This is a genomic window from Methanosarcina siciliae T4/M (assembly GCF_000970085.1).
Lineage (GTDB): Archaea > Halobacteriota > Methanosarcinia > Methanosarcinales > Methanosarcinaceae > Methanosarcina > Methanosarcina siciliae.
In genome coordinates this window covers 4,036,663-4,054,823 of the sequence record NZ_CP009506.1, presented here as the reverse complement: position 1 = coordinate 4,054,823, position 18,161 = coordinate 4,036,663, and the positions used below count along the sequence as shown (strand labels likewise).

General features: G+C 44.8%; 13 protein-coding genes and 2 pseudogenes. 3 read left to right on the top strand and 12 right to left on the bottom strand.

Annotated elements, in window-relative coordinates:
• Positions 1 to 449 precede the first annotated feature (449 nt).
• From acsC to cdhA, 6 genes and pseudogenes are all read right to left on the bottom strand, one after another.
• Positions 450 to 1,857 (bottom strand): annotated as a pseudogene (gene acsC, locus MSSIT_RS16965) (acetyl-CoA decarbonylase/synthase complex subunit gamma).
• A 3-nt stretch (positions 1,858 to 1,860) separates the two neighbouring features.
• A pseudogene (cdhD, locus tag MSSIT_RS16960) lies at positions 1,861 to 3,172 on the bottom strand (CO dehydrogenase/acetyl-CoA synthase subunit delta).
• Positions 3,173 to 3,419: 247 nt separating this feature from the next.
• The gene (locus tag MSSIT_RS16955; RefSeq protein ID WP_048173699.1) at positions 3,420 to 4,181 is read right to left on the bottom strand and encodes a carbon monoxide dehydrogenase accessory protein CooC; all 762 of its coding nucleotides are present in this window, start codon (positions 4,179 to 4,181) and stop codon (positions 3,420 to 3,422) included.
• 76 nt (positions 4,182 to 4,257) lie between these two features.
• Complete coding sequence (cdhC, locus tag MSSIT_RS16950; protein WP_048173698.1) at positions 4,258 to 5,670, bottom strand: CO dehydrogenase/CO-methylating acetyl-CoA synthase complex subunit beta; 1,413 nt, start codon at positions 5,668 to 5,670, stop codon at positions 4,258 to 4,260.
• 24 nt (positions 5,671 to 5,694) lie between these two features.
• Positions 5,695 to 6,207 carry a CO dehydrogenase/acetyl-CoA synthase complex subunit epsilon gene (cdhB, locus tag MSSIT_RS16945; protein ID WP_048173697.1) on the bottom strand — a complete coding sequence of 171 codons (513 nt, stop codon included), beginning with the start codon at positions 6,205 to 6,207 and terminating at the stop codon, positions 5,695 to 5,697.
• Positions 6,208 to 6,209: 2 nt separating this feature from the next.
• The gene (gene cdhA, locus MSSIT_RS16940; protein ID WP_048173696.1) at positions 6,210 to 8,627 is read right to left on the bottom strand and encodes a CO dehydrogenase/acetyl-CoA synthase complex subunit alpha; all 2,418 of its coding nucleotides are present in this window, start codon (positions 8,625 to 8,627) and stop codon (positions 6,210 to 6,212) included.
• Positions 8,628 to 10,040: 1,413 nt separating this feature from the next.
• Between cdhA and MSSIT_RS16935 the strand changes: the two genes are divergently transcribed.
• From MSSIT_RS16935 to MSSIT_RS16925, 3 genes are all read left to right on the top strand, one after another.
• Positions 10,041 to 10,712 (top strand): rhomboid family intramembrane serine protease, encoded by a 672-nt coding sequence (locus tag MSSIT_RS16935; RefSeq protein ID WP_048173695.1) that lies wholly within the window; start codon positions 10,041 to 10,043, stop codon positions 10,710 to 10,712.
• Positions 10,706 to 11,137, top strand: a complete 432-nt coding sequence (locus MSSIT_RS16930; RefSeq protein WP_048173694.1) for a hypothetical protein — start codon at positions 10,706 to 10,708, stop codon at positions 11,135 to 11,137. Before MSSIT_RS16935 ends, MSSIT_RS16930 begins: the two co-directional genes overlap by 7 nt.
• 437 nt (positions 11,138 to 11,574) lie before the next feature.
• A complete protein-coding gene (locus tag MSSIT_RS16925) occupies positions 11,575 to 12,156 on the top strand; it encodes a TIGR00288 family NYN domain-containing protein (RefSeq protein ID WP_048173693.1) in 582 nt (193 codons plus the stop codon).
• A gap of 33 nt (positions 12,157 to 12,189) precedes the next feature.
• On the opposite strand, the gene MSSIT_RS16920 is transcribed toward MSSIT_RS16925, so the two are convergent.
• The 6 genes from MSSIT_RS16920 to MSSIT_RS16895 all read right to left on the bottom strand — a co-directional run bounded on the left by MSSIT_RS16920 (position 12,190) and on the right by MSSIT_RS16895 (position 18,073).
• Positions 12,190 to 13,167 carry a methanogenesis marker 12 protein gene (locus MSSIT_RS16920; RefSeq protein WP_048173692.1) on the bottom strand — a complete coding sequence of 326 codons (978 nt, stop codon included), beginning with the start codon at positions 13,165 to 13,167 and terminating at the stop codon, positions 12,190 to 12,192.
• 23 nt (positions 13,168 to 13,190) lie between these two features.
• Positions 13,191 to 13,544 (bottom strand): DUF2103 domain-containing protein, encoded by a 354-nt coding sequence (locus tag MSSIT_RS16915; protein WP_048173691.1) that lies wholly within the window; start codon positions 13,542 to 13,544, stop codon positions 13,191 to 13,193.
• Positions 13,545 to 13,926: 382 nt separating this feature from the next.
• Positions 13,927 to 14,364 (bottom strand): ACT domain-containing protein, encoded by a 438-nt coding sequence (locus tag MSSIT_RS16910; RefSeq protein WP_048175013.1) that lies wholly within the window; start codon positions 14,362 to 14,364, stop codon positions 13,927 to 13,929.
• Between the two features lie 398 nt (positions 14,365 to 14,762).
• Positions 14,763 to 16,067 carry a phenylacetate--CoA ligase family protein gene (locus MSSIT_RS16905; RefSeq protein WP_048173690.1) on the bottom strand — a complete coding sequence of 435 codons (1,305 nt, stop codon included), beginning with the start codon at positions 16,065 to 16,067 and terminating at the stop codon, positions 14,763 to 14,765.
• A gap of 510 nt (positions 16,068 to 16,577) precedes the next feature.
• Entirely contained in the window at positions 16,578 to 17,585 is a 1,008-nt protein-coding gene (locus MSSIT_RS16900; RefSeq protein WP_048173689.1) for a DHH family phosphoesterase, read from the bottom strand.
• A gap of 134 nt (positions 17,586 to 17,719) precedes the next feature.
• On the bottom strand, positions 17,720 to 18,073 hold the full coding sequence (locus tag MSSIT_RS16895) for a prefoldin subunit beta (protein WP_048173688.1): 354 nt from the start codon (positions 18,071 to 18,073) through the stop codon (positions 17,720 to 17,722).
• Positions 18,074 to 18,161 lie beyond the last annotated feature (88 nt).

Genomic DNA, 18,161 nt, shown 5'->3' with positions numbered 1-18,161 from the left:
CAGGTTAACATCTGTCATATCCTATTATCTGGATCGCTTCATTTTATTTAAATTAACTTATTTTTCATCTTTTCTTATGTGTTTTTTATGCATTTATATATTCTTTTTTATAGCATTTGTCCTAATTTCATAATCAATATTTTTGATGGTTCTTATGCTCTTATGTGGAAACTAACAATATAGCTGGAAAGCAAAAAATAAAATTGAAACTCTACGTGAGGGAACAAAAATTCAGAATCTATACGGATAACCATAACTAAGAATTTATATGAGTTTTCAAGGAAAACTTACATACTAAAAGGTCGAAGTAAGAATCCCATCCGTGCAGAAGTTAATTCCTTAAAAACCGTCTGTGGCTGTTATTGTGATATGTCTCATATTTTTTTAAAAAAGATAAAAAAGTACCGTGTCTTTTAGACACGGAATCTTAACCTTCAATTTTTTTGCCTTTATTTAGGTGGCCAGTTCTTTTCCATCCAGCCTGGGATACGGCCGGAGTCCATTGGTCCTACCTTTACATTTGCACCGAGCTTGTCCTCAAGGTCTCCCTGTAGACGGGCCGCAAGACCCGGAGTAACTACGGTGTTGTGGTTTACGGCTGTCTTAAGGTCGAACCCTGCCTTGTCAAAGGCTTCCTTCACCTTGTCAGCGGTCAGCTGTCCGCCTGCAACTGCAGCTTCCACCCCTATCCCGTCTGTGTCAACTGCAAGTAACCAGCAGTCGATTCCGTTGGACGATATATCGCTCTCCACAGTATAGTATGTGAGTGCGAAGTTTGTGGTAAAGAGCACCGGGGAATCCGCTGTCGGGCTTCCTACCTTGTACATTCCTCCGTCCACGGAGACCGGGGTCCTCGGGTCCGTGTAGATGGTCTCTGCCAGGTGAACCTCAGGCAGGGTGGAATAAGGCTCCATGCTGTGGAGGATCATTATGTCTCCGTACCTTATAGTAAAGACCGAAGCCATTACGGTTTCCCAGTATGAGGCGCTGACCGGGTCGGAAATTCCAGCCATCCATGCAGTGAAGGGGAGAGCAATAATCGGGTATGCGAATCTCCGTGTCGCCCATAATTCCCGCTCTCCTTATCTTCAGGAAGTTGGTGAATGTTTCCTTCAGGCCCTTTCCTGTGGGGTATGTTCCCGGGTCAAGGACAATATCCTTAATTCCTGCCTCTGCAAATGTCTTTGCAAGGGTCTTGAGGGCATCAAGGTCATTGAAAGCTGACACAACCACAGGCACCTTGTATTCAAGGGCGAGTTCTCCTACTTCCTTCCAGTTATCCTTGTTTGCAGCATAAAGCAGCGGGTTCAGGTCCTTTGCCACTTCGAGTCCTGCCTTCAGGACCTCAGGGTTGAAGGAACAGAATATCATGGGCAATCCTGCTTCAGCTACCTTCTTTACAGCTGCCGCAAACTTTGCCGGGTCGTTGGAAACGGCTCTGATAGCCACCCCATCGAGGAGCAGGTTTCGGCCTACATAGAACTTTCTGAAGTTGGCGATGCTGTTCACTCTCTCAACAATGGCAGCTTCATCCATGTTGTCTGCCACATCGAAGAACATCTTCGTCTTGTTGAAGAATGTGAGTTTGTGGCGGTACAGGACATCGTCCCCCCCAATGTTAACTGCTTTCTCGCCTACTCCTATGGTTACCTGGCGAATTTCCGGTGCAAGTAGCCTGTCGAGTTCTGCAAGTTTCTTTGCAAATTTCTTCTCCTTAATAAGAGGTGGACAGTCTGATGTCTTGCCTGACCTGTCAATCAGCTTGGAGGCAAAAGCCATACATGTAGCTTCCCCACACTCTCCACAGTTTGTCTGGGGCAAGTATTTGTAAGCTTCTAACGGGCTGTTTATTTTCATGTTTTACACCTCCGCTCCTATCCAGTTTGCAATGTCAACCTGCTCTGTGTCGATCATACCGAAGAGTGTCTGTGTGATCTGTTTCAGGACAGCAACCGATGTTGGGTGCATCATCATGAACAGGTCGTTTCCTGCAATTGCAAGGGACAGTCCTGTAACGATTTCCCATATCGGACCTCTGTACTCTCTCGGTCCCCAGTCAGAGTCTTCCTTAAGTGGGGAACTAACCATCCATGACTCACGGGCACCCCATGCATTTGTGGTCCCTGAAGACATCGGGAATGTAAGTTCGTCATCACCCATAAGGGCTGCAAGTCTGATACGCTCCATGTTGGTGTAAGCGTAGTCGAGACCGTATCCCAGGGCTGCAGTGGTGGGGTCCATGATGATTCTGTCTCTTGGGACGTTGCACTGCTTCATGAGTTTCCTGTTTAGTTCCTTCTGCGCGTTCATGTCCAGCTGTGTCCAGGAAAGCACGTCGTGATCGTATTTTAGTGCTGCCTCTGCGATTGCTGCATAGTCCAGGTTCAGGCTGGCCGATGCAAGCAGGCAGCGCTCGCCTTCCGAAACTTCTGCTGCTCTTGTGAGCACTTCCGGGTCCTTCTGTGGGTTCCCTGATCCGCCTATGGCAATTGGCACATCAACAGCCTGGAGCACTTCTTCTACAGTCTTGGCTGCTTCTTTTGCAGGAGTGTCTTTGATTAGCGGGTCTGTTGAAATCAGGTGGATGGTGATCATGTCAGCGTTGAATTTCTCAACGTTCTTCTTTGCCCATTCTCCCGGGCTGTCCATGACTTCATCATAGTTCTGCTTGACAGCTTTTGCAAGGCCGATCCTCATATCGAACACGTCAATAGTGACCTGGTTCCTGTTCGGCATCGGTGCGTCGAAGTAGAACGGAAAGGGCTTTCTCTCCGCCCAGCATCACTCTCTTTCCACGGCTTCCGCCGTCTGCCGAGGTGTTGCCTATTGGTACTTCCTGGATCTCGGTTGCCCATTCAGCGATGTTAGCAACATCGAACTTTGCAGGGATAAGATCTTTGAGTTTGGGGGCTGCAAGAGCTGGGGCAACTGCCGGAGCTGCTGGTGCGCCAATGCCCACCGGATATCCGAACATGCCTGCGAGTCTTGCAAAGTGCTGGGCAAGTATTGCACTCTCCTGCCCAAGAGCTGCGGCAAGCATCGGGTCAAAGCCGCCTCCGAGTCCACCGAGATCAATCTCAATGTCCCCTTCAATAGTCACACCTTCGAGGGCTTCTACATCCATTCCCGCGAACATGTTTGTTATATCAGATAACTTCATTTTCTTTGCCATGTAAACCTCACCGTTTCCGTAATTTATCCGTTTTTACGAGTGACTGTATAATAAAATAAAGAATGTAATACAGGATCTGTTTCCACTTTTTCCCTTGTATAAGAACAGGGATCGGAACAGGAATTCTCCTGTCCCGTTACTCTTATGATTTTAAATGCCGTTTCAAGCTCTTAATCCGGCTCTGGACTCTTTATATTTGATTCCGGTACGGTTTTCTGCATCATCCACAGGTTCAAAACTATTGGGGTCAGTACCCCATTTTTTGTACAATTTTTTCGATTTCCATTGCAGCAGCCGAATCATCCGTTATTTCATAGAGAGGTATTCCTTTTATGTCCATTTCCTCAATTTTTGGATCTAACGGTATCATACCTATCAGGCTTAGTTTCAAATCCTCTGCCAGTTTAGTGAGCTCTTCGCGGTTAGCATCTGTAACTTTATTTGCAATAACGTGAATGTTTCCTACATTTGAATCCAGTTCACTCACCAGTTCTCTGATTCTTTCGGCAGTCCTGAATCCCCTTCGTGAAGCGTCAGTTACTACAATAAGGTCATCTATGTCCCGGATAATCTTGCGGCTGAAATGCTCAAGCCCCGCTTCCGCGTCAATTACAACCACATCATAGTTTGTGATCAGTTTGTCCATTATCCCGCGGAGGAGGTTGTTCACATAACAGTAGCAGCCTGACCCTTCGGGCCTTCCCATTACAAGCAGGTCATATCCCGGCATCTCTTCAATTATCTCATAGACCTTGCTTTTAAGTATCGACTCTTTGTTCATATCGGGGTTATCAGGCCTGGGATTGGTAATTTCGGCCTGAAGGAACTCTTTTGCATCCCCGATTGTTTTTACATTCTCACAGCCAAGGGTTTCAGGAAGGTTCGTATCCGCATCCGCATCAACTGCCAGTAGAAACTTCCCTTTTTTGGAAAGGTAGCGGATCAGAAGAGCCGCTACCGCTGTTTTACCAGTCCCGCCTTTTCCCGTTATTGCAATTACTTTAGTCACAGCATACCCCTTTGTATTGTTTTTCGGTTTTAGGCAATTGCCTTTCGGTTTTAGGCAATCGCCTGTCGTCACTCAGTTATTTCTTTTCCTTCTTCTCGCTGATGATCATCCTGTCAATGGTGATCTTTGCATTCTTGAAGGTCAGCTTTATTCCGCCGCTTGAACCGCCTGACATCATTGGCATTGCAGGCATCTGGAATCCGGTTGCTGGCATCATCATCGGAGCTGCTGCAACTGCTACTTCCTCTTCTTCTTCCTCTTCTTCCTCTTCTTCTTCCTCAGCTGCTGCCCAGGTAGCAACTACCGGATGGTTCTTCTCCTGGAGGAAGGCTTTCAGGGATTCAATGTCAGTTGCATCGTTTTCTGTTGCAATCTTATCTTTGAGATCCTCAGGAATGGTTTCTGCAATCTTTTCCTTCAGCATCGAGGGGAGCCAGACAACCCTGTTCCATCCCCCGTCAGCCTGGATGAACTTCGGGGAGTAGAAATAGTTGATTCCAATACCAAGGAAACCTACGATCTGCTTACCGCCACCTGTCTGGCCTGCCATGGTTGAGAATCCGATCCCATTCGGTGCCATTCCCTGGTATTCCCTGTTAACCCAGCCTATACCATCTACTTCAGGGATATAGAACCCGACTACTTCGAAACATCCGCATGATGTGTGAGGAGCATCGAAGAAGGAGTGAAGTTTGATTTTGTCGAATTCGCCGGCTGAGAGTTTCTTTGCAATCTCGTTGATCCCTGTGTATTCGCCTTTCTCGGCATCAAGAAGATCACCCTTGGCGATTTCAAACTGTGGGCCTTCGGGGTCTACTTTTGCTGCTGCTCGGCCGTCGAACCAGTTGATAGCACCACAGAGGGAGACCCTGTCAGGGGAGACAACACAAACGTTGGTCGGAGCAAAGGACTGACAGAGAGTGCAGCCATAGAAGACATCCACATCTTCGTCGTGGAGGTCCTTGGTCCTTGCGTCTCTTGCCTTGAAGATTTCCTTTGCTTCTACCATCTGCTTTTCAACTTCAGCCTGGTCGGTGTAGAAGGTCACCTGCATTTTCTCGATAAAAGGAAGTTCTGTCTTGAAGAGCATCATGACGGCCTGTCCGAAGGGCTCGAAAGAGTCCATCTTTGAAGCTGTGTCCTTGGAAACTCTCATCCAGACATCGTACCTCTGGTTCAGGTGCATGATACCCTGGCAGTAGTTGATGAAGTCGTGGACACGCCTTTCGACTACGGACTCAAGGTCAGGCTCTACGAGTTCTCCGCCTATGTTGAAGATCATTGCCCAGGGGTAGGTCTTTCCCTCTTCCATTTCTTTGAGGTCTGGACCGATAATTGTTACTCTGTCGTCTTCAATTTCATCCATAGGTTTTGCGCGGACAAGTTCGAGACCCAGGGATTTTGGACCTCCAAGCTCTACGAACATTCCATCTTTCCTTACTCTTTCTCCTTCAAACATAGGGGAAATCTCAAATGGGAATTCTGCCATTATATTTCGCCTCCTAATTCAAAATTATAATGCATCTATAAGTTCATCCAGAGCAGCATAGTGGTCTGCTTTGCTCAGGTTTCCGAAAGACATCGTTGCGTTCTGGACGTAGTTTCTGTCAATTGCAATTGCTTTTACGGTGCTGAAGTTCTTTGTTCCGGACAGTACCTGGTTGATGTAGTACTTTATGTGTCCAAGGACAATGAGTGTATCATAAGTCCCATTTCCGTCAAGGCCGGGCCAGTTCGCGTCTGTTACATAAAAACCGAGCTGATGCAGGTTTATGTATTTTGCATCCACATCCTTACCCACGAAGCCTGGCATAGAACTTCCTGTAGCTGCAATAGGAATGTTTGCTTTCTGTGCAATCTTTACTGCTCTGTCCAGGAGTTCCGGATCAAGAACTTTGGTCCCTACCACAAGAAGCGGCCTCTTTGCCTTAGAAATCAACTTGGCTGCGATCTCTGGGGTAGTTACTTTGGAAGTTGTCACTCCGTAGCTGGTAAAGAGTTTTGTGTTCTTGGTAGTGTCTACCATTTTCAGGCCTCCTTGCAAAGTCTCTTGAGGTTAGTTGGCTGTGCGGAGACATCGAATTTGATCTTCGGACCGGAGATAATCTTCTTCCTCTTCCAGTCAATTTCCCAGCCATGCTCTGCCTCTAGCCTCTTGAGGAGCTCTTCACGCTTGGCAAGCGGGAGGTCAGCCTCATTCCTGACGAACTTCCACCAGTCTTCCGGTTCTACACCAAGGTATTTCTTGGAAAGTTCCATCCAGTGGGTCAGCTTTATGGACCTGCCCATGTTGTTGTCGGACGGGCGGATGCAGGCCTTTGCCATCATCGGGATTGCTTCCTGCCAGGTCTCTGCTGTGGTCAGGAGGAATTCCGGTGCGGGTGGGATGTTCATTTCTGAGCCGTCTCTGCCATCGTAGACTTTCCACTTGGACTCATCATAGTTCTTGGCAATCAGGGCTCTCCTGTACTTGGAACTGTGTGGGCCGAGCACTGCGGGGATACCGTATATATTACATCCGGTACCTATTGAAGCAGCCTTCTGCGAGTATGCACCCCAGGCAAGTCCGCATGCACCAACACGGTTGAGAGTATAGTCTGCAATTTCCGCCAGGTTCCCTGCCAGGGTCCTCTGCGCAAAGATTCCGGCGACTTTCTCTGCAGCTCCACTGATGTGTGCGTTGGACACACAGGAACCAGTGTTAAGCAGCCCACCGCCGGCAAATGTACCCGGGAACCTTTCGTACAGGGTCTTGCCATCCTCATCCTTGTACATACCGATGTCCATTGCGGAACATCCGCTTACTGCAAGGAGATAGTTTCTCTTCAGGAATTCTTCGGCAATGAGATAGACATCTTTGGTACCTGCTGGATAATTCGGACATCCGATGATTGCGATAATACCGGGGGTAGTCCCCATAACGAGGTTAAGGCCTTCTTTTCTGATTTCTGCGTCACTTGCCTGTCCTCTGCCGGCTCTGACCAATCCCTTCTCTTCACTGATGGCCTTCTGTGCAGCCTTCTCAAGCACGTTCAGGATTGGGATTTCTTTCTTACAGACCTGTTCACAGCGGCGGCACCCGATACAGACATCGTGGAGGGCTTCAAGGTACTCGTAGCTTCCCTTGGCTGCATATTCCAGAGCTTCTGGGATGTCAAGTTCTTCCGGACATGCAAGCATGCATTCTCCACACTTGACACACTTGTCGATGTATACCTTGAATTCCTCGTCAGTCGGGATTGCTGTAATACCTTCCGCATCACGGATTGGAGCCATTACTTCGGCAATCTTCGGGATGAGTTCTCCGAGTTTATCATAATCCAGCATCACACAACCCGGAATTGCTCCTGACTTGATCTCTTCAACTATCGAGTCTACATCAGCGTCTGTGCGGTCCGGCAGACCGAACATGATCTTTTCGTTTGATGCGATCACAGGGATCTTGAGCTTCTGGGATTCTGCAAGGACATCACCGCGGACGCACTGTTCGTCCACAACAATGACATCAGGCATTCCGGAGCGGATAATCTTCAGTTCCTTTGCCAGAGACCCTACGATCTTGGCGTATGGAGCTCTCCTGTCGGCTTCCTTGTACCTGGTCATGTCGAATGCGGTACAGCAAAGTCCGGCGATTTCCATCTTGTCGGTCAGGTTGTTTTCTTCCATGTAATCCATGATGTATGTTACACCGGCTACGTTGTGCCCGATTGCAACAATGAGGGGCTTGGACTTGTCAATGGATCCCATACCGATTTCAATGAGCGGGGCTTCTGGGTCAGCTTTAGGGAAGTCATATGCTGAGACCTGAGCGATATCGGAGACTTCCATCCCAACGTGGTCAAGACTACCGCTAAAGAGGGCTTTAGAATCATAGTCAATTTCTGCGCTTTCCTGGCCTGCATGGATGGTTGCAAGGAGCTGGGTGAGCTGTTCTTCGACATATTCCATTGGAGCTCTGCATTCTCCGAGGGTCTTTGGGCTCAGTCCTGTGCAGATTGTGACGTTCGGGGTCAGGACGTTTGATTCTCCAAGGTTGAGTGGGAGATCTTCGCCAAAGACTTCTATTACATGGTCAAGCAGGTGGCGGCCGTGGGCAGCATGGCAGGCAGTACCTGTAATTACACGGAGGAAGAATTCCCTTCCTGTCTGTCCAGCCATGTCAATTCCGCAGGCACCTCTCTTGTTCCCGGAAAGGTCACATGGTCCGTAAGTACAGTAACAGCACTGGTCACACATAGGGGTCAGGACAGGCTCGTAGCGGTTAAGAAGAAGCAAGTTCCAGCTCCTGTAGGATGCCAGACCTGCCATAGCAGTGGGACCCATCGGACCTAACTCTTTTGCTTTTTCTTCAGCAGCCTCCTTTGCTGCCCCTACAATGTTATTAATAGTAATCTGAACGGATTCCAGATCGTCTATAGAAAAACTCCCGGTAGTTAGTTTGCTCATTTGAGCTTTACCTCCTAAATTTGTTTAAAGTCGACTTCGTCATGGCGGTTGCTATTTATGCGGCATATTCTTCATGATTATACATTATATACTTTGCCGTCCGCCTTAAAGTCACAACCGTTTAAATGACGTTTTCTGGCAAAACGTTTTTAGCTCTTGATTTGAACATCAAACGCTATACCAATACTTTTTCAAATAAAGCCGTTTTTATATGGAATGTTCCATTCCAAAAATCGTTTTTAGGGCTCAATATATCTTTAGAACTCTTTTTTTCGCCCAATTTCTCAAAAAAACCGTTTTTACCAACGATTGAGACCTTAATGTTGAGCAGAGGTCGCTACCGATGGATAATAAACACTAATTAAAAGTCTAAATGTACCAAATCTATATAACATTTTCTAATTTGTAATACCCTATTTCGTGATGGGTAAAATGGAATGTAGAGGCACACTATTCGTAAAAAAAATCTCGAAGATAAATTCTGTGAAAAATAGTCTCAAGGCTTCATGCTACCGTTTTTTTGATTGGGCCTTCTTTAGCTTCTATATCTTTTTTCGTCGATTTTTATTTTTGTTATTAATTGTTCATTTTTTTCGTATTAATAACAATCAATAGTGTAAAATATTCTTACTCAAAGCCCAAATCTGGCACAAATAAAATTCCAATTCTCCCATATTATCTTTTATTATATCTTATATTATTATTTTTTAATCTATTATACTTCTCTCCCTTATGAATATATCAAAACCTATTTATATCGGTACGTTCTCAAGCTCAATTTGTATAGCAAACGCTGTAAACCGTTTTCATGATTTTTTTCGGGAATGAAGCAAATATGATTTTCTTACTTGAATATTAATTCATAAATTCTTTAAATTAAATAATAGTCATTCCAATTTAAAAAAGAATTTTTGTCTTGCTCCTGAACCCCGGTACTATTAATATCTAGAATCTACTTATATAATATCGTGGAATTATGTTGTATTGAACAGGTTGGAGATTCAGGATAACCTGTTTCCGGAGTTGGAAGTTTAAATCAATCTGATTTGCTGAACGTTGCATTTGATCACTTTGCTGATTTGAATTATTCTATCTAAAATTTAAAAAGAATGCTTCTGGATATATGAACTTCACAATTAATGGGATGAGCTTCTGGATCTATTAATAGGTTAGCTTTTATTATGCCAGGATTTCTCATGACATGAATCGTCTTATGCATTAATTTGCGTGCCTGCTGTTTGTTCCTTAGCTTATGTTTGGACAAGTTTCTTGTGTTTGGACAGCATCTTGCGCTTAATATTATCCCCTTATTCATTTTGAGACATTCTGAGTAATCTCTTATAACTTGCCTTACTATTCAGGTGATTTTATTCAAAAATTTTATACTGGATTAAAATAGAGAGTAATTGGAACATGTTTGACAGTAATATCCCATACGAGTCTCGAGGCGGAATGACCGGCAGAATCAAAAGTTCGGTTTCTACAAGCCCATCGATAGCAATTATTTTCCTGTGCGTAATTTCTTTCTTTTTGGAACTGGTTCCGGGAATAGGTCCTCTCTATATCAGTGCTTTTCAGTTTGACCCTCATTATCTTATGGCAAGACCGTGGACGCTTGTTACATACATTTTCCTGCACATCGGATTATTGCACCTTTTTTTCAATATGCTTGTCCTGTACTTCTTCGGGACTGCCCTTGAGAGAAGGGTGGGAAATAAACAGCTCTTGGGGATCTTTTTTACCGCAGGAGTTCTATCCGCAATAGGATATGCCTTCTTAAGCCAACCCATTTTCAATATCTATCCCAACAAGTCTGTGGTTGGAGCGAGCGGGGCGGTTTACGGGGTTTTTGCTGCCCTTACCGTCCTTGAGCCGAACATACAGGTGTATGTTTATTTTGTCCCCATGCGTTTAAAACACGCCCTGTTGCTGTTTGCTGTCTTTGATTTTCTGATGGTTAATTCGTCGGACATGATAGCCCATACCGCTCACCTGAGCGGGCTCTTCGTAGGGCTCTACATGGGTTTCCGCATGAAAAAAATCCATGAAAAATATATGAGATCGAGGTATGACGGCAGGTGGTGAGGCTGGAAGGAGAGATTTTTTCTCAGGACAGGTACTATTATCTACGTCCCTCCCCCGGGGAAAAAGTCCCGATCCAGATTTTAAATTTCAGGCGGGTCTTTGCAGCCTGGTCTCACAAGCAGAAAAACACTCTCTATTTTGAAAAAGTTCCCGAAGAGTCTGAAGAGGAAGGCTTGAAAAGGTTAAGGGAAATTGTTCTTCTGCAGGTCTATGACTGGTTTGCGGGGAGAGAAGGTTTAGTGGAGCTTACGGAGCCGGAGTTCGAACAGTTTATGGGAGTCTATGAAGCTTTTCTCCGGCAGTCAGGAGAAATCCAGTATAGCAGGCAGAAGAAGGGACGGAAAAATGAAAATTTCTTTGAACTTCAGGTATCTCCTTCCATCATTCGAGAAGTTCGGAAAGGCCTTTTTTCCGATAAATTATAATTCTATAAAATATATATCGGGTTTTATAGTTAAATCACTTAATTTTGAAAGGTTTTAATTCATATTTCGTGACTTCCCTTTTCCCGAACATATCAGATTTTCAATCAAGTCTCTCGGAAAAGCAGAATTTGAACCTTTTATTGTCAAAGTATGCAAATGTTTTACTACAGAAAAGCAAATATTTAGATATTATCAGATTATTACCCGAACTGCCGGGCATCAGACTTTAGACCTTAAAAACCTGGCTGTATATTTATGGCTATGAACACCAGAACTACGAAAGTTAAAGCAAAATCTCAGTACCGATCGATGGAGGGAGAAAGGGCTGCTGAAACTCTACTGCCCTCAAAGATAAATTCTCCCCGAGGATCGGGCAATAAAAATAAAAAGATGCAGGTAGAGTAAAAAAACTGTAAGGATCATAGAGGACATTGATAATGAAGCCTGTAAAAAGCGGACTTGATTCCATTTCTAGATACCTCCGCACCAAGAAAGAAGTCGGCAGGAGGAAAATAGGACTTCTGGTGGATGGACCGAATATCCTCAGAAAAGAGTTTGACGTAAATCTCGAGGAGATAAGGGACGTCCTGAAGGACTACGGGAATATCAAGATCGGACGCGTTTTCCTGAACCAATATGCTTCTGACAAGCTTGTCGAGGCTATTGAAAACCATGGCCTTGAGCCCATCATCTGTTCCAGTGATGTTGACGTGCGCCTCGCAGTGGAGGGCATGGAACTGGTCTACAACCCCAATATAGATACCCTTGCAATCGTGACCCGAGATGCGGATTTCAAGCCGCTCCTGAATAAAGCAAACGAACATGGGAAAGAGACCATTATCTTCGGGGTTGAGCCTGGCTTTTCCACCGCACTCAAGAACTCTGCGGATTATGTCATTCTCATGGACAAAAACCACATGAGCGGTTATGATGACGAGGTCGAGGAGGAAAAAATTGACGTCTCGGAGTTTGAGGAATATCCGGAAGACGAATACGAAAAATCTGTGGAAAAGACCTGATTTCTCTCTTTAAAGATCGTTTTTCTACACCCTTTACGGATAATCGACGTCTACTCCAAGAATCTGCTTTTTTCCGGCAGAAACGTCTCTTGCTATCTCAGCACAGCCGATTGCAGCGTGCCACTTCCCGAGGTTCGGGCACTCCTGATCCAGGTGAGTGCAGATTTTTTTCTGCACGTACTCTACTTCTCCGACCGAACCTGCGATAAAGACCGTGCCGGTAGTTCCATAGTCTTTCATGAGAAGCTGCATGGAAGCAATTTCCATAGCTGCAAAAAGGGCTATCGTATCAAGGGCTATCAGGGCCGGCTTTTCTCCTTTCCCGGCTGCATTGAGCAGTTCTTCCCTGTCTTTATAAGGAGTCATCTTCAGGGTCCCTGCTTCTATAAAAGCCTGGTTTGCGGTCTGGAGCCCGTCGTCAATGTCCCGGATTGCCTGCAGGTCAAGGGGCCCGTGGTGAACTCCCGGAGCAAAGATACAGGCGTCAATTGCCCCAATTACCTTTCCTGCAGCAACTGCCAGGGTTACGGTATTAGAACTGATATCGGAAACTACGAAGTCTTCATAGCCTAAACATAGGATGTGGTATGCAATCCCCATCTTTTCAGGGCTTGTGAGATGGGAAAAAACCTTCATTCTCGGGTCCACTTTACTCCCTGCGTGAAGGCCGGGAATTGCTATTGCCGGAATTCCGGAGTTCCGGATTGCATCAAATACCCTTGTGCCTCCTCCCGTCTTTTTTCCTGCACCTTCTATGCTCTGGAGTCCCCTGCCTTCAAGTTTTCTTATATCTCTTATTGCAGAAAAGCCGTCTCCCATGGAGTAGGTCAAAGCAATCAGGTCGATGTCTCCAAGCTTGACCTCAAACTCCCTTTCAATGGCTTCCAGAATTTCTTTTTCTGACATTGCAGCCGCTTCAGCCCTTCCGAGTTCAAAGGTCAGGATTTTTTCATCCTCAATAAGTGCAAAACGCATTGCAGTTGTCCCGTGGTCAACCCCTATGAATATCAAACAGTAACCTCTCCTTTAACGCCTCAGAGGGCATTTTTTAATATCTCGTTTAATTCGTTCATGATTCTGTCCCCCTCCTCAGCTGTACCGATCGTAGTCACCAGCCTTATTTCCTGAAAACTTCTGCCTTCAGAGAGTAGCAGCCTCAGGTTCCCCCTTGCGTCAGCTCGCAGGACTTTTCCGGCAAGCTTTCCGCCTGCAAAACCTTTTACGGAAATAACGGATGGGATTACTTTTTTTATTTCCGGATGCTGACTTACAAGTTTTATAAGTTTTTTTCCAGCTCGCCCTCCAATAACGGTAGTATGGGTTCCGCCAAGTTTGTTCTTTGAAGGGTTCTGAGCGTTTTCCTGTAAGCTATCTTTATTCTCTGTCATTTTAGTCAAACCGCTGACCTTGCTTTTTCCAGCCCTATTCTTGTTTACGTCAATAAACAGATTGTTTTTTCTTTTCTTCTTTTTTCTTTTCTTCTTTTTTTCTCTTCTTCTTTTTTCTCAGAAAATTCCTTTTCTGTTTGTCCTTTTTATATTTATAATGTGTATCGATTTACTCTGTGGAGAGACTAATAACCCCAGCGAATGCTTCAGGCTAGCTATTTCTCCTGGCTGTAAAATTTTATGTAAAACGATTGCCATTCAGGCAAAAGCCTATAAAAAGAGAGTTTCCAGATTGCTCAGACACATAAAATGACTGGTTCTGGACTATTTTCTGTTTTCCTTGTTGGAGCTGCCTTCCCGAAAAATCGGGGCTCAATCAAAATCAGATCTTTTCAAGTTCCTTCATACCGATTAGTTTTATGTTGTTTTCTTCCAGTGTTTTTATCGCTCTATCAATTTCGTTTACCCGGACAATGAGAAGGGCTTTCTGGTCCCGGGTGACAAAAGCATAGGCATAATCAAGGTTGATATTCGCTGCTCCGAAAATTTCTGCAATTCGGGACATGCTGCCTGGTACATCTTGCATCTCAATTCCCAGAACACTGGTTTCTGAAACTGTGAACCCGGCCTCGTGGAGCACACTGTGCGCATAGTCTGACCTGTCCACAACCATTCGTATGATTCCGAAGTCTCCTGACTCGGCAATGGTAAACGCCCTGATATTTATGCCGGCACTTTTCAATTTATTTGCCACGCTTGCAAGTCTGCCAGGTTTATTTTCCGCAAAAAGGGAAATTTGTTTTATAACTTTGTTTTCCATTCCAGCACCCATGTTCTTTTATCCCATATTTTCTTATCTTTCCTTTTTTCTTTTTATCGAATTAAATAATATCGAATTGAATAAGATACTTACTTTTTCTTCTTCCCTGCTTTTTCAGTTCTTTGTTTTAACCTTTTCTTTCTTCTCTCAATATTTTTCCCTCAGTGTATAATATAAGTTTCTGTGTAGTATTTTAAGTTTACATGCTTATTGTTTTTTCAAGCGTAAAGGCTTGTTCCGAATTCCGTCAGGGCTTATAAGAGGGACTTAAAAGAGGAACATAAATCAGGAATCCCGGGGTGGAAGCAGCACTCTATAGTTTTTCCGGGTTATTCCTTTTCTTTTTCTTAAATTTTTAATTTCTTGTTTTAATTTTCAACTTTCGAACTATGAAGACTTCAGATCTTCCGGTGGTCGATGACTTTCTTTGATTTCCCTTCCGAACGCGGAAGAGAGCCGTGTTCCACAAGCTCGACTTCTACTGCAAGATTCAGCACGCTCTTTAATGCGCTTGCAACTTTCTTTTTGAGGGCCATCATGTCCGACATCCGGTCACTGAAGGCAGATTCATGCATTTCGATCTGGACCTTCATTGAGTCGAGGGGACCTACCCTGTCCACGATAATCATGAAGTGGTTCCCTACTTCAGGGATATTCATCAATACCGATTCGACCTGTCCGGGGAAGACATTTATTCCGCGCACAATGATCATATCGTCCGAGCGCCCGCTGATCCGTGTGATCCTCGGGTGGGTCCTGCCGCATTTGCAGGGTTCAGATAATTTTTTGGTAAGGTCCTTGATTTTGTAACGGATAAGGGGATTTGCTTCTTTTGCAAGGGTGGTGATTACGAGTTCTCCCGTTTCCCCGTCAGGCATAGGTTCTCCTGTTTCGGGGTCAAGAATCTCTACCAGGAACAGGTCTCCCCAAATATGGATGCCGCACTGTTCATCACATTCTGTAAAGAGAGGACCGCTGAGTTCCGAGGTTCCGTAGATATCATAGGCTTTAATCCCGGATTCGTCTTCTATTCTCTTCTTGAGCTCCTCAGACCAGGGTTCAGCCCCGAAAAATCCTTTCTTTAATTTCGTGTCGTCCCTGATACTGATGCCTTCTTTCCTGGCAGTTTCGATCATGTATAGGAAGTAAGAGGGGGTGCAGGCTATGGCTGTCGTCCCAAGGTCTTTCATGAGTTCAAGCTGGCGTTCGGTGTTTCCAGAACTTGTGGGGAGTACGGTTGCTCCCAGTTTTTCACTTCCGTAGTGAGCTCCGAGCCCGCCTGTAAAGAGTCCGTACCCGTAGCTTACCTGGAGGATATCGTCCTTTCCCATCCCGACGGAGGTGAAAGCTCGGGAAAGGGATTCTGCCCAGTCGTTAATGTCCTTGTGGGTGTACCCGACTACCGTCGGTTTGCCCGTGGTACCCGAGGAAGCGTGGAAGCGGGCAAGCTTTGAGTTGGGGACACAAAACATTCCCGTGGGGTAGGTGTCTCTGAGATCCTGCTTATAAGTAAAAGGTAATTTCCTGACATCTTCAAGAGTCCGGATGTCTTCCGGGCGAACGCCGTGTTCGTCAAACCTTTTTCTGTAAAAAGGAGAGTTCTCATACACGTAATGTACGAGTTTCTTCAATTTTTCTTCCTGCAACTTTCTCAAGTCGCCTACGGACATTGTCTCGATTTCAGGATCCCAGTATTCTGGCATTTTTTCACGCTCTTTGTTCTTTATATTGAGACCTTTTAGTTTCAGGCCGCGTCTCTTTCGACCTTTTTTTATGTATATTTTTCATTTCATGTCCCTTTAAGGTCATGCTGTAATAGCGATGTATTATTTTATACATCTCTTATTTTATACAGATTTTTCGTACCGGAAGATTAAGGCAATTCCGGGAGGATACGAACTTCCGGTAGATTCGGTAATGTGAAGGTTAGTTGGATTCTCATATAAATAACCGTTGTTGTTATTGAATATTAGAAAATATTTTTTTAACTAATTTCTGAAAGTATTGGAAAAATATACCTTCTTGAAAAATATGAAGTATGAAGTGAAGTCTGAAGAGATCTCAACTTAGAAAAACTCAGAATCGGCAAAAATACCGGATTGAAATGTACCGAAAAAGAATAACTTTCAGGAATAGAGGATTATGCTGTTAAGAAACCATAGTATTCATGGTATTCTAAAAACCTTGTCTTAACCGCTTTTTACTATTTATCTTTATTCTTCTTCTTCCTTGAATTCAATTTCATCCTCAAAAATCTCTTTTGAGGTTGTTCCAAGAGAATTTACAAGGATTTTCTTTGTCATTTCCCTGCATTTATGCAGCACTTCGTCCATTTTGGCGATTACATCTATTCCCGCAGCTCCGGAATGCCCTCCTCCGGTACCGTTATATTCTTTACTAATATCTTCCATCAGCTGGCCGAGGTTAACTCCGGCATTTACGGCATCTCTTTTTGCTCTTGCACTTACCCTGACACTTTCTCCTTTGGTAGTGCCAACAAAAGCCACATCAGCTCCGATATTAATAAGCATCGAAGAAGCAGAACCTCCATAAGAACTTATATGAGAAGATGCTATAAGCATTTCTCCTACCCTCTCGAGCTCAATTCGGCTTGCTGCTTTCAGGATAGCGATGCGCATTGAGATGTCCTGGGGGGTAGCAGCCATAAGATCCAGTACTTCCCCATACTCAACGCCACTGGCTTCAATGATTTTTGCTACTGTTCGGAAGGTGTCGACAGATGCGTGCTTGAAATGCCCTGTGTCGGTTACGATTCCCGTGAGCATACCGATTCCCACCCTGCGGTTAATCGGAGCTCCCATTGCTTTTAAAATATCATACACTATCTCTACAGTTGAGGTTGTGTTCCTGTGCAGATAGAACTCTGCGTTTTCGGTAAGGGCGGTGGTTGTGTGGTGGTCGATTACGCAGTAACTTGTAAGTTCTATGTCGTTTAGCTGTGCTTTAGTTGAGGTATCAACAACAACAACAAAACCGTAATTTGCAGGGTCTGGTTTATCCACGACTTCGATTCCGAGCCTGTCTATCAGGACGGATGCCACACGGTTGCAGCCGTCTACGAGCCCGACCGTACCTCCGAGTGCTTCAGCAAGGGCAAAAGCACTGCTAACAGCATCCGGATCTGCATTCCGGTGACACAAATACAAAATGTTTCGATAGTCAAGGAGCCGGTTGAAAAACTCCACTTCATCAACTTGCATTGTCCACTCTGGCTATCGTTTTTATAGGTCTCGAAAATCCCGGAGCCCCGGGATTTCGGCACAATCTCCTTTATAACTATCCATTAAGCTATAGTTATTTTCTGCATTTCATTTATGCAAAAAGAAATAAAAAATTATTGTGCTCTGGGGCCTAGTGCCTGTTGGATCTGTTCCTGAAGCTGTTTGAAGCGGGTAGTGAGCCTTTCTTCCTGTCTGGAAACAGACTGAAGTCTGAGTGAGAGTGTTTCTTCTCTGTCTTTAAGTTTTGAAACGGACTCCTCTTTGCTTGTTTTTATTACCAGTTCTCCTACATTACGGTAAACCACCGCATCATCAGCCAGCTTTTCTAGTTCTTCGAGAGCCATTTTGGACTCTTTCTGCATAGCTTCAATTTGAGATTTCTGCATGGTAAGAGCCTGAACTTGCTGCTGTACCTGCTGAAGCTGTGCTATCTGGTTCTGGATTTGAGGAGGTAATTCTGAAGTCATATAATTTTCACCTGAGTCCTCAATAAACCTGAAGGGATTTTAATGTTTCTGTCCTGCAGCTTCCGAAAATAATCACCTCCGACAGAAA

Coding starts and splice junctions, on each gene's coding strand:
- cdhA (WP_048173696.1), bottom strand. CDS start 8,627: ATGAGCAAACTAACTACCGGGAGTTTTTCTATAGACGATCTGGAATCC.
- MSSIT_RS16910 (WP_048175013.1), bottom strand. CDS start 14,364: ATGGAAAACAAAGTTATAAAACAAATTTCCCTTTTTGCGGAAAATAAA.
- MSSIT_RS16895 (WP_048173688.1), bottom strand. CDS start 18,073: ATGACTTCAGAATTACCTCCTCAAATCCAGAACCAGATAGCACAGCTT.
- MSSIT_RS16905 (WP_048173690.1), bottom strand. CDS start 16,067: ATGCCAGAATACTGGGATCCTGAAATCGAGACAATGTCCGTAGGCGAC.
- cdhC (WP_048173698.1), bottom strand. CDS start 5,670: ATGGCAGAATTCCCATTTGAGATTTCCCCTATGTTTGAAGGAGAAAGA.
- cdhB (WP_048173697.1), bottom strand. CDS start 6,207: ATGGTAGACACTACCAAGAACACAAAACTCTTTACCAGCTACGGAGTG.
- MSSIT_RS16925 (WP_048173693.1), top strand. CDS start 11,575: ATGAAGCCTGTAAAAAGCGGACTTGATTCCATTTCTAGATACCTCCGC.
- MSSIT_RS16915 (WP_048173691.1), bottom strand. CDS start 13,544: ATGACAGAGAATAAAGATAGCTTACAGGAAAACGCTCAGAACCCTTCA.
- MSSIT_RS16900 (WP_048173689.1), bottom strand. CDS start 17,585: ATGCAAGTTGATGAAGTGGAGTTTTTCAACCGGCTCCTTGACTATCGA.
- MSSIT_RS16935 (WP_048173695.1), top strand. CDS start 10,041: ATGTTTGACAGTAATATCCCATACGAGTCTCGAGGCGGAATGACCGGC.